At 70.9% G+C, this 15,402-nt stretch carries 8 protein-coding genes; 7 read left to right on the top strand and 1 reads right to left on the bottom strand.

Annotated features, from left to right (window positions below):
- Nucleotides 1-70: 70 nt before the first annotated feature.
- Nucleotides 71-5,260, bottom strand: a complete 5,190-nt coding sequence (locus L3i22_RS10455) for a diguanylate cyclase (protein WP_221326760.1) — start codon at nt 5,258-5,260, stop codon at nt 71-73.
- A gap of 172 nt (nt 5,261-5,432) precedes the next feature.
- Here L3i22_RS10455 and L3i22_RS10450 point away from each other — a divergent pair, with 172 nt between their 5' ends.
- The 7 genes from L3i22_RS10450 (at nt 5,433) to L3i22_RS10420 (ending at nt 15,340) form a co-directional block, all read left to right on the top strand.
- On the top strand, nt 5,433-6,056 hold the full coding sequence (locus tag L3i22_RS10450; protein ID WP_221326759.1) for a DUF2076 domain-containing protein: 624 nt from the start codon (nt 5,433-5,435) through the stop codon (nt 6,054-6,056).
- Nucleotides 6,057-6,130: 74 nt separating this feature from the next.
- A complete protein-coding gene (locus L3i22_RS10445; protein WP_255658101.1) occupies nt 6,131-6,910 on the top strand; it encodes a M15 family metallopeptidase in 780 nt (259 codons plus the stop codon).
- Between the two features lie 339 nt (nt 6,911-7,249).
- Nucleotides 7,250-7,717, top strand: a complete 468-nt coding sequence (locus L3i22_RS10440; protein WP_221326758.1) for a hypothetical protein — start codon at nt 7,250-7,252, stop codon at nt 7,715-7,717.
- Between the two features lie 959 nt (nt 7,718-8,676).
- A complete protein-coding gene (locus L3i22_RS10435) occupies nt 8,677-8,988 on the top strand; it encodes a trypco2 family protein (RefSeq protein WP_221326757.1) in 312 nt (103 codons plus the stop codon).
- A gap of 3 nt (nt 8,989-8,991) precedes the next feature.
- Entirely contained in the window at nt 8,992-14,112 is a 5,121-nt protein-coding gene (locus tag L3i22_RS10430) for a tetratricopeptide repeat protein (RefSeq protein ID WP_221326756.1), read from the top strand.
- A 199-nt stretch (nt 14,113-14,311) separates the two neighbouring features.
- Nucleotides 14,312-14,860: a hypothetical protein gene (locus tag L3i22_RS10425; RefSeq protein ID WP_221326755.1), complete on the top strand. Its 549-nt coding sequence runs from the start codon at nt 14,312-14,314 to the stop codon at nt 14,858-14,860.
- Between the two features lie 213 nt (nt 14,861-15,073).
- The gene (locus L3i22_RS10420) at nt 15,074-15,340 is read left to right on the top strand and encodes a hypothetical protein (protein WP_221326754.1); all 267 of its coding nucleotides are present in this window, start codon (nt 15,074-15,076) and stop codon (nt 15,338-15,340) included.
- Nucleotides 15,341-15,402: the final 62 nt, after the last annotated feature.

Below are 15,402 nucleotides of genomic sequence, written 5' to 3'. Positions count from 1 at the left end.
GGGACGGGCGCACAGATAATAAGGGGCTACGTCAATGGACCGCGACCCCATTCACCTGCGCATCTCCATCTCATTCGGCCATCACCCGGTTCCGGCCCGCCTCCTTTGCCCGGTACAGGGCGTGATCCGCCCGAGCGAGAAGATCGTCCAACGTAGTCGCGTCATCACCCAATCGGGTCAAACCGATGCTGATCGTGATCGTCAACGGACCGGCCTGGGTCTCGACCGGCTGCCCGCCGACCGCCAGGCGCACCCGCTCGGCGAGCTCCATCGCCTCGCCGCCGTGATCCGGCAGGACGATCGCGAACTCCTCGCCGCCGTAGCGCCCGAGCACGTCGGAGTGGCGCAGCACGGCCCGGATCCGGCCGGCCACGGTCCGGATCACCTCGTCGCCGACGCCGTGCCCGTACGTGTCGTTGACGTTCTTGAACTTGTCGATGTCCAGCATGGCCGCCGCGAGCGGCCGCCCGTTGCGGGCCGCGGCCTGCACCAGCGCGCCGGCCACCGCGTAGAAGTGCCGCCGGTTGTGCTGCCCGGTCAGCTCGTCGGTGGTGGCCAGCTCCTGCACCCGGCTGAACAGGCGCGCGTTGTCGTAGGCGGTCATCCCCTGCGAGGACAGCGCGGCCGCGACCTGCCGGCTGGTGTCGTCCAGCGCGTCCCCGCCGAGCAGCACCACCCCGGCCCGCCCGTCCCGGCCGTCCAGCGGCACGGCGAGCGCCGCCGGGTCGCCGTCGAGCAACCGTTCGCGCAGCTTGCCGGTGCCGGCCGGGTCGAGCAGGGCGGGCTCGGTGAGCTCGGCCAGCGCGGCGATCTCCTCGTCGGTGAGGCGCAGGCCGGCCAGCTCGGCCGGTTCGAGCACCTCCCCCTCGGGCGTGACCAGGCAGCCGGAGCCGGCGCCGAGCGACGTCCGCAGGGTGCCGCTGAGCCGGCGCAGCAGCCGGTCCGGCTCCAGGATCCCGGTCAGCTCGGCCAGGCTGGCGCGCAGCATCTCGGCGAGCGCCTGCTGCTGTTGCGCGGCCTGCACGGCCAGGTGCAGCTGGGCGGCCCGGGCGGTCTCCAGGGAGACCGCGACGTGGCTGCTCACCGCGGTCAGCACCTCGACGTCGTCGTCGGTGAAGATGCCCCGGGCGAGGCGGCTGTCCAGGTAGACGACGCCCACCATCCGGCCCTTGAACTGCACCGGGGCGACCAGGATGCTGCGCAGGCCGTGCACCACGGCGCTGCGCGAGCCGAGCGCGGCGCCCTGCTCGGTGCCGGTGACGACGACCGCCTCGCCGCTCTCGGCGACCCGGCCGACCAGGGTGGCGCCGTACTCGATGGTGTCGGTCAGGTCGCCGGCCGCGTCCCGCCCGGCGTATCGGACCGGCTGGCCGGCCTCGTCGAGCAGGAAGAACAGCGCGCGCTCGGCGCCCAGGATGCGGAGCATCTCGTCGAGGGCGACCTGGGCGAGCTGCCGCGGGTCGAGGACCGTGGCGGCCGCCGTACTGATCTGCTGCAGCGCTTCCAGCCTGCGGTTGCGGCCGTTCCCGGCGCCGCGGCGTTCGGCGACGGTACGGCGGTGCGTGCTCGCCCCCTCGTCCACCCCGAACTCGGTCCGGGTCTGCCGCCGCCGCTGCTCCCAGCCGTAGAACACGGCCAGCGCGAGCGCGGACCGGGCCTGCCGGTCCGCCTCGTGGCCCTGTCCGAGGGCCCGCATCGCCCGGGCCCGGATCCGATGGATCTCGTACAGCGCCATCGGCGCGTCAAGCGTCCGGGCCTGCTTCTCCGCCTCGTCGGCCAGCCGGATGCCGCGCTCCTGATCGCCGGTGAGCTGGCAGAGCGAGGCCTGGCACATCGCGTACGAGAGCTTGATCAGTGGGGTGCCGCCGGAGCGGCCCACGTCCCGGATCGCCCGCACCGCCTCGGCCAGCCGGGCGGGCCGGTCCTCGTCGCTGCTGTAGCGCAGCCGGATCAGCCGGGAGTGCGCGTAGAAGACCAGGACCCACTTGTGCTGGGCCATCAGGTCCCGGTCGCGGAAGCCGAGCTCGCGGAACTCGGTCATCGCCGCGTCGAACGGCTCGCCGACCTCACCCTGTTCGAGCAGCACACAGACCTGCGCGGTGAGGTTGTTGGCGCGCTGCACCTTGGTGCCGGCGCCGGGCGGGAACGCCTCGCGCAGCCGTTGCAGGGCGGTCGCGGCCTCGCCGAACCGGCCCTGGTAGGCCGGGATCATCGCGCCCAGCATGCCGAGCGACGTGCCGTGCAGCATGGCCGGGTCGGCGACGCCGCGCAGGCCCCGCTCGTACTCCCGGACCGCGTCGGTGGTGTAGCCGCGCAGCAGCTGACGCAGCCCCTGCGAGGCGTGGCCGGGCAGCAGCTGGGCCGGCTCGTACCAGCGGGCGTGCTGACTGATCGCCTTCTCCCAGGCGGTGCCGTCGTCGTAGCCGCCGAGCAGCATCGCGCAGCCCTGGATCCAGTCGACGTAGGCGATCAGCGCCGGGTCGCCCAGCTCGGCGGCGACCCGGGCGGCCTGGCGCAGGCAGCGTTCGCCGGTCCCGCGCAGCTTCGCCATCGACATCACGTAGCCGACCAGGGCGTACACCCGGGCGTACTCGGGGCTGGGGCCGAGGCGGTTGACCGCGTACAGCGACCGCAGCGCGAAGACGCCCGCCTCCCGCAACCGGAGGCCGATCGCGGCGGCGAATCCGCCGGCGTCCAGCACGGCGGTCAGCACGGCGAGCGCTTCGCGCCGCCCGCCTTCGGCAGATCCAAACCCGATTCGGGTACGGCGTACCACCCCGCCCGCGAACGCGGCGCCGAGCGTGGACGCCACCAGCAGCAGTTTGTTGCCCGGCAGCGGCTTGCGCAGCTCCCGCAACGCGTCCTGAACCGCCTCCAGGGCCCGGGTGTCGTTCCAGGTGGTGTGGTTGAGCTCGATCCGGGTGATGTCCATCCGGGCCCGCCGCAGCCGGTCCGGCTCCGCCTCCAGCGCGATGTCCAGCGTCGCGTCGGCCTGGTCGAACCGGCCGGCCCGCAGCTGCGCCCGGGCCAGCGCGTGCAGCAGCGTGGTGGACGGCGCCGGATCCCCGTCGATCGCCTCGGTCAGGTAGCCGATCGCGTCGGCGGGCGCCTGGTCGGCCAGAGCCCGCAGGCCGGCGTCGGCCGCGGCGCGGCGGCGCTCGGCCACCGGGGCGGCGTTGCCGGCGCCCTGGTAGTAGCGGGCCACGGTGTACGGGTGCGCCTCGTCGCGCAGCTCCGGCTCCAGGCCGTCGAGCGCCGCGGCCAGCGCCGCGTTGGTCCGGCACAGCTCGCCGGGGGTGAGCCGGTCGAGCAGGCTCTCCCGCAGCTGGGGGTGGACGAAGGCGTACCAGCCGCCCGGGCGCACCTCCAGCACGTGCCGTTCCAGGCCGGCGGCGAGCGCGGCCAGGGTCTCCTCGCCGTCCCCGGCGGGCAGGCCCTCCGGGCGGAACCGGACACCGGCCACCGCGGCCGTGGTGAGCCGGTCCAGCACCGGCAGCGGCAGCCCGGTCAGCCGGGCGGCGAGCAGGTCGCGGACCCCGGCGCCGGACGGCAGCGCGTCGGCGCCCGCGGTGTCCAGGTGCCAGGTCCCCCAGAGCGGGCCGAGCAGACCCGCGTCGAGCAGCCGGATCAGGTAGGTGATCACGGCGAGCGGGGTGCCGTCGGTGCGGACCGTGACGTGCCGGGCCAGCTCGGCCGGCACCTCGGCGCCGGGCAGCCGGGACGCGACCACCTCGGCCACCACCGCGGGCGGCAGCGGCGTGCAGGTCAGCTCCAGCGTGCCGGGCACGCCCAGGTCCAGCTCGCCCGGCTCGCAGGCGTCCGGGACGGTGTCGGTGAGCAGCACCAGCAGCGGCAGGCCGGGCAGGTCGGGGGCGAGTGCGTCGAGCATCCGGCGGGTGGCCGTGTCGATCAGGTGCGCGTCGTCGATCACCAGGATCATGCCGTCGGCGCGTACGGCCAGGTCGCCGAGGAACGCCGCGCCGGCCGCGAACACGTGCTCGTCGCCGGCCGCGGCCGGGCCGGTGACCTCGAGCACGCCGAGGTCGCCGAACAGCTTGATCACCTGGGCGACGCCGGCCGCGGTGGCCGCCTCGACGATGTTCTTCTCGGCGACCGCGCGGGCCTCGGCCGGCATCCGGTGGATCCGGGCCATCGACGCCTGCACGGCCTCCCGGAGCACGGCCAGCGGCGCCGGCTCGTCCGGCCGGCAGGTGCCGGAGAGCACCACGCAGCCGTTCGCGGCGGCCAGCCCGGCGGCGTGCTCGGCGAGCCGGGTCCGGCCGGAGCCGGGGCCACCGTGGATCAGCACCACGCCACCGAGGCCGGCCCGGGCCCGCTCCCAGCGGCGGGCCAGGCGGTCCGCCTCGGCGTCCCGCCCGCACATCGGCCACCGGCTGGCCGCGGGCGCCTCGGCGGCCTCGCCACCGGGGCAGTGCCGCAGCGCCGCGAGCAGCCCGCCGGCGTCCGGGTAGCGGTCGTCCGGGTCCTTCGCGAGCAGGCGGTGGATCACCGCGGCGAGCGCGGGATCGAGGTCCGGTCGCTTCTCCCGGACGTCCGGGACCGGCGCCGCCAGGTGCAGCCGCAGCAGCTCCCCGACGTCGTCGGCCTCGAACGGCAGCCGGCCGGTCAGGCACTCGAACAGCACCACGCCGAGCGAGTAGAGGTCGGAGCGGCCGTCGACCGGGCGGCGCAACATCCCGGACTGCTCCGGCGAGGTGTACAGGAACGTGCCGACCGCCTGGTCGGAGTCCTCGTCGGGGTCCCGGCCCAGCTGCGCCAGACCGAAGTCGATCAGCTTGGCGGCGCCGTCCTTGGCGATCATGATGTTGTCCGGCTTGATGTCCCGGTGCACCAGGCCGACCCGGTGCGCGGCGGCCAGGCCGCGGGCCAGCTGGGCGGCCAGCCCGACCGTGCGCTCCGGCGACAGCACGCCGTAGACCAGCAGCTCGGACAGCGCGCCGCCGGACAGGTGCTCGAGCACCATGCCGGGCACGCCGCCGACCTCGCCGACCGCGTGCACGCCGACCACGCCCGGGTCGTCGATGCAGGCCAGCAGGGCCGCCTCGCGCTGGAACGCGGTGCGGATCTCGGGCAGCTCACCGGCGTCGGCGAGGGGACGCTTCAACGCATAGTCGCGGTCGCCGCGCCGGACATGGTGCACCATGGTGAAGGCGCCACGCCCGAGCTCGTCGATCACATCGAGACCGGTCAGCTCAGCGGTGTGCGGCCCGTCGGGGAGCACCTGGGGGGATTCCGTCACTGAACGCACTCATTCCGTAGCCGTCTGCACCTATGCTGATCGACCGGAGCCACCGGAACCTGAACATTCCCGCGGGTGTTGTGCGCCTGGCGAGCGGCACCGGCCGTACCCCCAAGGAATTTGATCCTCTGCTCATGGGCCACGCACAGCCGGCGTGCCGAGCATCGAGGACATGACGATTCTTCTCCTCCTCCTGCTGGCCGGCATCGGCGCGTCGTTCCTGCTGGCCAGGGGCCGGCGTGACACGAGCGTGCGGGAGGACACCGCGGTGTCGGACGCGCGCGCGGACGCGGTCCGGTGGTACGAACGGCTCGGCGGCCAGCTGGTGAACCTGCGCGACGACGGCGGGCTGGCCCGGCAGGCGCTGGTCGACGCGACCGAAAGACATCAGGCGGCCGGCGGGCAGCTGGCCCAGGCCCGGACGGTCACCCAGTACCGGCTGGTCCGGGAGTCCGCGCTGGAAGGGCTGGCCTACGTGCGGGCCGCGCGGATCACCATGGGCCTGGACCCCGGGCCGGAGCTGCCGCCGCCCGACCTCGCCCGCGGGGCCGGCGTGGTGACGGCCGACCAGGAGCTGTACGGCGGGTACCGGGTCGGGCCGCGGGCCAGCGCGGAAACTCCGCACTACTACCCGGGCGGCTTCCGGGACGGGCTGCCGATGCCGGCCGGGTGGTACGCGACGCCGTGGTGGAAGACCGCGCTGGCGGCGGGAGCGGGGACGCTCGGCGGGATGCTGCTGCTCGACTCGATCCTCGGGATGGGGCACCACCACGGGCCCGGCCCGGACTTCTTCTGAGCCCGGACTTCTTCCGAGTTGGTGTCCGGGCGTTCGGCTGCGGGGCCGGCGCTCCCGGCCGGACCCTGGATCACGTGTTGAAACCCCTGCTCGCGGTACTCCTCCTGACCCCTTGCCCGACCCTCGCCTCCGCCGCCACCCCGGCCGCGCACATCGTCCGGCCGGGGGACACGCTGTCGGCCATCGCGCGGCAGTACCACGTCACGGTCGGTGACCTGCGCCGCTGGAACAACCTCGAGGCCGACGACGTGATCACGCCGGACGCGGCCCTGCGACTGTCCGATTCCCATCGCGCCCGGCCGGCCTGGAGCACCTGGTCGGAGACCCTCACCGCGGCCGAGGCGAACGGCGACCCGGCGAAGAAGTGCCCGGTCCCCGCGACCGACCTGCGCCGGGTCTGGGTCAAGTACACCGACTTCGCCGGCAACACCCACGACGGCAGCCTGATCGTCAGCCGCACCATCGTCCCGGCCACCCAGAAGGCGTTCGCCCTGCTCTACAAGTGGCGCTTCCCGATCATGGTGATGGAGCCGGTCGCCCGCAACCTGCCCGGCCTGACCGATCGCACCGTCCTGACCAGCGGCTACGAGTGCCGCAACGTGGCCGGCACGACGAAGTGGTCCCAGCACGCGTACGGCCTGGCCATCGACGTGAACCCGCGCCAGAACCCGATGATCCGCGGCACCTACCTCGACCCGCCGCACAGCGAGCCCTGGATCCCCCGCACCCCCTACCGAACCGGCATGATCCACCCCGGCGGCGCGGAGACGGCTTTCACGACGAACGGCTTTGCGTGGGGCGGCCGCTGGAAGTCCCTGAAGGACTACATGCACTTCAGCCCCAACAACCTCTGACGACCTGGCCATCTGCAGATCAACTCCCGCTCTGGGCCGTCGCTGGGCCGTCATCGGGCTCTGGCGCGTCGAAGAGCCGATCCAGCGCACGTCGGGCTCGATGCGGGCTGTCCGGCATCAGATGGGCGTACACACGAAGCGTGAAGGCGGCGTTCGCATGGCCCAGCCACTCCGCGACCGCCTTCACGCTCTCACCGACGTCCCAGCAGGGCCGACGCGTAGAAGTGCCGGAGCGCGTGCTGCCGCGCACAGGTTCTTCAGGATCAGGCCGTCGGGGGTCTCACCTCATCGTGGTAACTCACTATCGGTCTACAGCTGGACATAGGCATCATGGCCGCCGTGAGTAGCAATCACGAGAGCGTGACTACCCAGTTGCCGATCGCGCAGCTTGACGGACGCTACGCAAAGTTGCTGGCCGATCTTGGCGCAGTCAACCAAGACATCCTGTTCGTCATGCGCTGTTGCCGAAAGCTTGTGGCGGCGATGAGCGAGGAGACGCCTGATGGGGTCTTGATGCAGGCCCTGTTCACTGCTGCGGTCATCACGTACGCCCGCTGCTTCAACGGCGGCAATCGCTCCGCATTGAAAGAAGGCGACCTCACGAAGCTCGGCCTCGAAGGCGACGTGCGGGATTTCCACCGACACGTACTCGACACGCGCTCAAAGCACGTCGAGCACTCGGTCAATCCCTTTGAAATGATCACCGTCGGTGCGGTGCCGAGCCCTCCGGACGCAGAAAGCCGGGCCGTGCAAGGAATCACCGCGTGCTCACCGGACGACACATCTCGTTCGACGTGGACGGCGTGAGGCAGCTGCACGAGGTCTGTAAACGACTGTCCGACCGAGTGATCGTCGAGCGTGCCCAGCACCTCCAGACTGCAGCATTGGAGGAGGCCCAGCAGACCGACATCGAGGATTTGTACCAACGCGTATCTCCGAGGGTTCAGCCTCCCGGCCCAGAGGCCGCAGGGCGTGCTCGGTCATAGGTCATATGCAACGCACCCCCGGTGGGCAGAGCCTCCGGCCCTACGACCCAGGGACGGCCTCCGGCGGCCAGGGCTGCCCGCCCTAGACCAGGGTGCCTCCGGGGTGACCGGCCCGGCCGGCAAACCACCGCGCACCGAAGGCGACCAGACCGCGTCAGGGCGGTGCCTGTGCGACGGATGCCACCCAAGGCAGGACGGCCACCCGGCTTACCACAAGCGCGGCTTGGACGACCATAAAGATCAACGGGCCCAGCCATGGCACAATCCGCTCCAAAAAGAGCCGCAAGACGACGTCAGCCGATGGAAGGTTTCGACGCTGCTCACGGAGCCTTTCGACACTGTTTCCGCAGGACGCCTCTCCCCTATGATTGGTTCGAGATGAACTACTGCGACCCCGCACCTCGGGTCGGCTGGGCCGTCAGACGTCGATTGGCGAAGGTCGGAGCCCGTGATCCTGTGCGCTCCTTTGCCGAGATGATCGCACTTGATCATGTGTGTCAGAAGGGATTCCTGCCGAGTATGTTGTGTCGGGAATCGACGGAATGAGGTCGAATCGAAGCGGGCGGCTGGAAACGAAGTTCCTCTGATTGTTGGGGGGGTCGAATTGACACTTCCTCCCATTCAATGGGCCCATGCGTTACGGACCCTGTGACGGTTGATGGCGTTGGTTGATTCTGTCGGATCTTGGACTCTGTTGAGGTGGTGTCTTCTTCGCTGTGTCCGTGGGTGGTTGGGATGCGGTTGACTGTCTGGTCCGATGCGGCTGGGTGGGGAGTCTGGGTGGATGACGGTATCGAGCTGGCTGATCTGATCTGGCAGCTGCGCCATGAGATGAGTCGTGCGATGTGGGCGGGTGAGCACACGGATCTGCGGTTCGAGGCGGGGCCGGTGGAGCTGGAGTTGACGGTGGCGGTGGAGAAGTCGTCGCAGCCGGGGGTGAAGGCGAAGCTGGTGGTGGTGGACGCGGAGTGGGGGGCGAAGCGCGCGTCGGTGGTGACCCAGCGGATCAAGTTGGTGCTGCATCCGCGCCGTGCGGACGCGCCGGATCGGCCGCCGTTGATCTCCGGTTCGGTCGCAGAGGGGGAACGGTGATCGGTGTCCGGTGAGGTGTCCGGGCGAGGGCGGTGGGAGGCGCTCGCCTCGCCCCGGGTCGCCGAGGTGATCGTCGTTCGCGCGGATGGTTCGGCGGGGCGGGGGTCGGGTTATCGGGTCCGCGACGATATGGTCCTGACGGCCGCGCACGTGGTGGCTGACGCGACAGTCGTGACGCTGCGTTTCGACGCGGAGCAGCCGGGTGAGTGGTCGGCGCCGGGGACGGTGGCGTGGAGTGATCTCACGGCGGATGCGGCGTTGGTACGGCTGGAGCGGGTCGATGGGGTGGCGGTGACCCCGGCCAGGTTCGGGCGGTTGACGGTGACGGCGCGGCAGGTCCAGGCGCAGGTCGTCGGGTTTCCCCGGTGGAAGCTGCGCGAGGCGTCCGATGGTGTGTTGGTGCGGGAGGCGCACCACGCGGTGGGGTCGATCGCCGGGTTGTCCAACCCGAAGTCGCAGACGCTGGAGATTAGGGTCGATCCGCCCGGGGAGGACCCGGATCCGGGGGTGTCGCCGTGGGAGGCGATGTCTGGTGCCGCAGTCTGGGTCGCCGGGTGCGTGGTGGGGGTGGTGTCGGCCCACCACCGGCGGGAGGGCCTGGGGTTTTTGACGGCGGTCCGGATCGATTCCTGCCTGCCTCGTGAGCTGCTGGGCCTGGGTACCGAGCCGCTGGTCGACGCGCTCGCCGAAGACGGCGAGATGCCGGGCCGGGCGCTGGTCGAGGCCTCGGCGGTCGATCTGGTGCTGCGGATCGGCGGCGACGGTGAGGTCGAGCTGTCTGGTGGGCAGGTTGACGTGTCGGGCCGTCAACAGGGTGTGTCGGCCGGGTTGGCGGACGCGGCGAATCGGCTGGTCCGGGCGCGGGCGGGCTTGGCGGGTGTCCGGGACATCGATGCGCTGTTAGGGGATCCGGTCGGGGCGGCGGCCGGGAATGTGGGGCGGCTGCTGGCCGCGGATCTGCTGCCGGACGCGGTTGTTGCGGGTTTGAGCCGGGAGTACGAGCGGGCGCGGGCACGGGATCTGCCGGTGCGGCTGGGCATCCAGGTCGGCGGTGAGCTGGCACGGCTGCCGTGGGAGACGTTGTGGTTGCCGGGTGCGGTATCGCCGTTGTGCCTGGACAGTGCGGTCCGACTGTACCGCAGGGTCGGTGCGGGGGTGGCGGCGCCGACGGGTGGCCCGTTACGGATCGTGGTGGCGATCTCGTCGCCGCTGTCGGGCGGTGGTGGGCTGCTCGACTACGAGCGGGAGCTGCGTAACGTTCTCAAAGCGGTACGCGCCGCGCGGGCCCACGAGGCCGAGGTCCGGATCGTGCATTTCGCCACGACGCAGGAGATCCGCGCCGCGTTGATGGAGTGGCCGGCGCATGTGCTGCACCTGTCCGGGCACGGTGGTCCGGGCGTGCTGGAGTTGGAGGACGAGACCGGCGCGGCCCGGAGGGTGGACGTCGACGTGTTCGTGCGGGAGGCGATCCCGGTCGGGCGGATGCCGCCGGTGGTCACGTTGGCGGCCTGCTACACCGGCACCGAGTCCGGCGTGTCGTCCGGCGGGGGCTCGTTCGCCGCGGGCCTGCTGGCGGCCGGGGCGAGCGTGGTGATCGCGAGCCAGACCGCCATCACTGATGTGTACGCGACCCGGATGTTCGCGAAGATCTACCAGAACGTCGCGGCCGACCCGGGCGCGGACGTGATCGCCGCGGCCGCGCAGGCCCGCCGCGAGGTCCAGCGGGAGCTGGAGCAGCCCACTTCGGCCGGGCAGGCGATCGGTCTGAGCGAGTGGGCGGCGGTCAGTGTGCTGGCCGGGGCCGGCTGGTTCCCGGTGATCGACCCCGACCGGCCCGGCCCGGCGGGTCTCGCCGCCCCGGCCACCACCGGGGTGCTGCGCCGCCAGCCCGGCGAGGTTGTCGGCCGCCGCTGGGAGCAGCGTCGGCTGCCCGCCCGCCTGCTGAGTCAGTCGATGTCCGGTATTGTGCTGCACGGCGTCGGCGGGGTTGGTAAGACCACCCTGGCCGACGAGTTGATCGCCCGGGTGGTGGAGTCGGACGGCGCCCGGCTGGTGGCCGTCATACGTAACCAGGTCACGGTCGACCAGGCCATCGAGACGATCCTGGACGCGATCACCGACACGTTGCAGGTCTCGCGCACGGTGTGGGCCGGCGCCTCGGTCCTGACCGGGCTGCGGCAGGCTCGCGACGGGAGCCTGAGCTGGCAGCGCCGGCTGGAGATCCTCATCCGCCAGGTGTTCCCCACGGTCCCGTTGCTGATCGTCATCGACAACTTCGAGGACAACCTGAGTGCACCGCACGGCGGCGGCCCCCGCGAAGTGGCCGACCCGAACCTCGCGCAGCTGCTGTCCCGGCTGGTCGCCGAGGCCGGCGCCGCCCGGCTTCTGATCACCAGCCGCTACCGGTTCACTCTGCCCGAGCACACCGAACACGCCCTGACCTTCCACCCCGTCGGCCCGCTGTCGTCAGCCGAGACCATGAAACTGGCCTGGGCCCTGCCCCGGCTGGACCGGCTCGATGAGACCCAGCTGGAGCAGGTGTGGCGGGCCGTCGGCGGCCATCCCCGCTGCCTGGAGTACCTCGACGCGCTACTTGCCGGTGGGCAGGCCCGCTTCGCCGACGTACGGATCCGTCTGGTTAAAGCCGCTGCCGCCCGGCTGACCGCGCGCGGCCACCCCACCGCCGACATCGACCGCTACCTGTCCGAGCACGGCCGGCTCGACGCGGCGCTGGCCGAAACCGCCGCGCTGGCCGCCGACGATGTCCTGCTCGACGACCTGCTGGCCGACCTGGACACGATCCCGCACGCCCGCGCGCTGCTGGTGGGCGCCTCCGTCTACCGCCGAGCCGTCGACCACCACGCCCTAGCGTTTCAACTCGGCACCCCAGACCCGAACGCCGCGAACACCGCAGCCGTCCAGGTCGCACAGCAGGCTATCCAGGACATTCTCACCAAAGCCCAGTTACCGCCCGGCCCGGTCGACGTGGCCCGGCTACCCGCGCCGGTGCGGGAGCTGCTCGACCCGCACCTGGGCGTGCTGCCCACGCCGCCGGTACACGTCGAGATCGACCTGGCCGCACCGCTCGGCGCCTGCACATCCAGCAGCCTGCTCACCGAGACCACACCACGTGGTCAGGCATACGTGTTCGTCCACCGCTGGACCGCTTCCGAACTGCACCGACGCGAACACGCCGACGGCAACACCGCAGCCCTCCTAAACGCCCACCAGCACGCCGCCGACTACTGGCGCTGGCGCGTCGAGGTCTGGCCTCAACCCGCCGACCAGGACATCGACGACCTCCGCGAAGCCCACCACCACTACCAACAAGCCCTCGCCCTCGGCGACACCACCGCCCTCGCGGAGCTGGCCACCACCGCCTGGCACCTCGAGCTACGCCTCAGTCAACGCGGCCGCCGCACCGAAGCCCTCACCTACTGTCAGCAAGCAGTCGCCCTCAAACGTGACCTCGTACGTCTCGACGAACCCACCCATATCCGCGACCTTGCCGGCTTCCTCAGCAACCTCGGCCTCCGCCTGTCGGGGCTGGGGCGGCGGGAGGAAGCGCTGACCGCCACCACCGAAGCCGTCGAGGTCTACCGGCGGTTGGCCGCGGCCAACCCGGGCGCGTTCGAACCCGACCTCGCCATGTCGTTGAACAACCTCGGCAACCACCTGTCGGGGCTGGGGCGGCGGGAGGAAGCGCTGACCGCCACCACCGAAGCCGTCGAGGTGCGCCGGCGGTTGGCCGCAGCCAACCCGGGCGCGTTCGAACCCGACCTCGCCACGTCGTTGAACAACCTCGGCACGATGCTGTCGGGGCTGGGGCGGCGGGAGGAAGCGCTGACCGCCACCACCGAAGCCGTCGAGGTGCGCCGGCGGTTGGCTGCGGCCAACCCGGGCGCGTTCGAACCCGACCTCGCCATGTCGTTGAACAACCTCGGCACGATGCTGTCGGAGCTGGGGCGGCGGGAGGAAGCGCTGACCGCCACCACCGAAGCCGTCGAGGTGCGCCGGCGGTTGGCCGCGGCCAACCCGGGCGCGTTCGAACCCAACCTCGCCACGTCGTTGAACAACCTCGGCAACCACCTGTCGGAGCTGGGGCGGCGGGAGGAAGCGCTGACCGCCACCACCGAAGCCGTCGAGGCCTACCGGCGGTTGGCCGCGGCCAACCCGGGCGCGTTCGAACCCGACCTCGCCACGTCGTTGAACAACCTCGGCAACCACCTGTCGGGGCTGGGGCGGCGGGAGAAAGCGCTGACCGCCACCACCGAAGCCGTCGAGGCCTACCGGCGGTTGGCCGCGGCCAACCCGGGCGCGTTCGAACCCAACCTCGCCACGTCGTTGAACAACCTCGGCAACCACCTGTCGGAGCTGGGGCGGCGGGAGAAAGCGCTGACCGCCACCACCGAAGCCGTCGAGGCCTACCGGCGGTTGGCCGCGGCCAACCCGGGCGCGTTCGAACCCAACCTCGCCACGTCGTTGAACAACCTCGGCACGATGCTGTCGGGGCTGGGGCGGCGGGAGGAAGCGCTGACCGCCACCACCGAAGCCGTCGAGGTCTACCGGCGGTTGGCCGCGGCCAACCCGGGCGCGTTCGAACCCGACCTCGCCATGTCGTTGAACAACCTCGGCACGATGCTGTCGGGGCTGGGGCGGCGGGAGGAAGCGCTGACCGCCACCACCGAAGCCGTCGAGGTCTACCGGCGGTTGGCCGCGGCCAACCCGGGCGCGTTCGAACCCAACCTCGCCATGTCGTTGAACAACCTCGGCACGATGCTGTCGGGGCTGGGGCGGCGGGAGGAAGCGCTGACCGCCACCACCGAAGCCGTCGAGGTGCGCCGGCGGTTGGCCGCGGCCAACCCGGGCGCGTTCGAACCCGACCTCGCCATGTCGTTGAACAACCTCGGCACGATGCTGTCGGGGCTGGGGCGGCGGGAGGAAGCGCTGACCGCCACCACCGAAGCCGTCGAGGTCTACCGGCGGAAATCAGTTGAGAGTGCTGCCGTCTTTGCCGCCGCGCTTCACGGCAGTTTGAGCATGTTGGCAGACCTTCTCATTGACCTGGGGCGAAACGAGGAAGCCCAGGACGTGCTTAATCAGATCGACGAACTACAACGTTGAAAGTCTCCGGAAGACGTCATTGTCGCGCAATAAATAGTCACAACATGCCATGATCTGGGTTTCCTCTCATGCCGCGATCCGCTCGCTACAAGGCGTCACCACGGCTGAGGGCTGGCCGACACCCGCTCGTGCCGACAAGAGCACTCGGGGTCGGGTTGCGCTCGGGCATATTCCTTGGGTATCTCACATAGGATAGGCCGTGCACATTCCCGAGTACCTGGACGGTTTCCAACCCCCTTTGGCGTGTTCGCCGCTTATAGATGCGACAGGCTGGGCGGCCGACGCGCTGTTCTGGCCGGCGTTCTTGCTGCAGGTCGGCATGGCCCGCTCAGCACCCCAAGCATTCGATGTAGATCTCGCAGACCTGGATGTCTACTGCCAACGGTTCGAGCAGCCCGATCAGTGGCCCGTGTTCACCGTCCCCATAGCTGGAGGGAGAATGCATTTAATCGTGTGCAACCTTCCGGACGACGCCGGTATCGACTGGCTCTTGGACGCTGACGCTCAGGACGGCGTGCGGCGGTCGGACGTCTCGGAGGTCCAATACGCTGGCGCTGGACTGCCGTGGGGACTGCTTCCCGAACAACCCACTTCCCTACTGATGGCGCTTCCCGCCTTCGGTGATCCCGACCCCAAGGAGCAGGAGCAACGAACGGTCCAGCAAGCCCTGCGCGCCGTAGGCGCCACCTGGCGCATCAACGAACTAGCGGACGATCTCCTCAGCCATCGAGCGTGCATGATCTTGTGACTATGACGTGTCGCCCCGCGCCGAGAAGACCGCCATCGAGACGGCGTCGATAGCATCGTTGGCGCCATCGCCGGGCCAGCGATAGACGTCGCACTCACATGCCGCTGTCATCGTGCTACGCCGGGCAGCCCGCCCCGCCAACTCCCAGTGACGCACCACCACTTGGCGCCGTGGCAGCACGCAACTGCCAGCGGCGCCGTGCACCATGGTGCCGTGGACTACGAGACCGGACGAGCTACTGACGCTGACCCGAGCAACGTCGAGACGCGCGATGACTTCGCCCGCTTCCTCTCGGCGGTGCTGGCCGACTTCCAGTCGAGAGGTGCGGCCGAATGGGAGAACGGCACCCTGACTCGTTTCCTCGACGGGCTATCGGCGTTCGCCGGCGCCCGCGTAGGCGACGCGCCGGAGTATGACCAGGAGCAAGCCTCCTGGCGTTTGTTCGCCGAAATCCTGCGGTCCGCAACCGGGTACGAGTAGCCCGCCCTCATCTGCCGCAAGTCGCGCGCCTGAGTAGTCCGTCACCCGTCAACAGTCCCAGC

Origin of the sequence: Actinoplanes sp. L3-i22 (genome assembly GCF_019704555.1) — a bacterium.
Taxonomy (GTDB): domain Bacteria; phylum Actinomycetota; class Actinomycetes; order Mycobacteriales; family Micromonosporaceae; genus Actinoplanes.
Note: the sequence above shows the minus strand (reverse complement) of the source record. Positions and strands in the feature narration are given on the sequence as shown.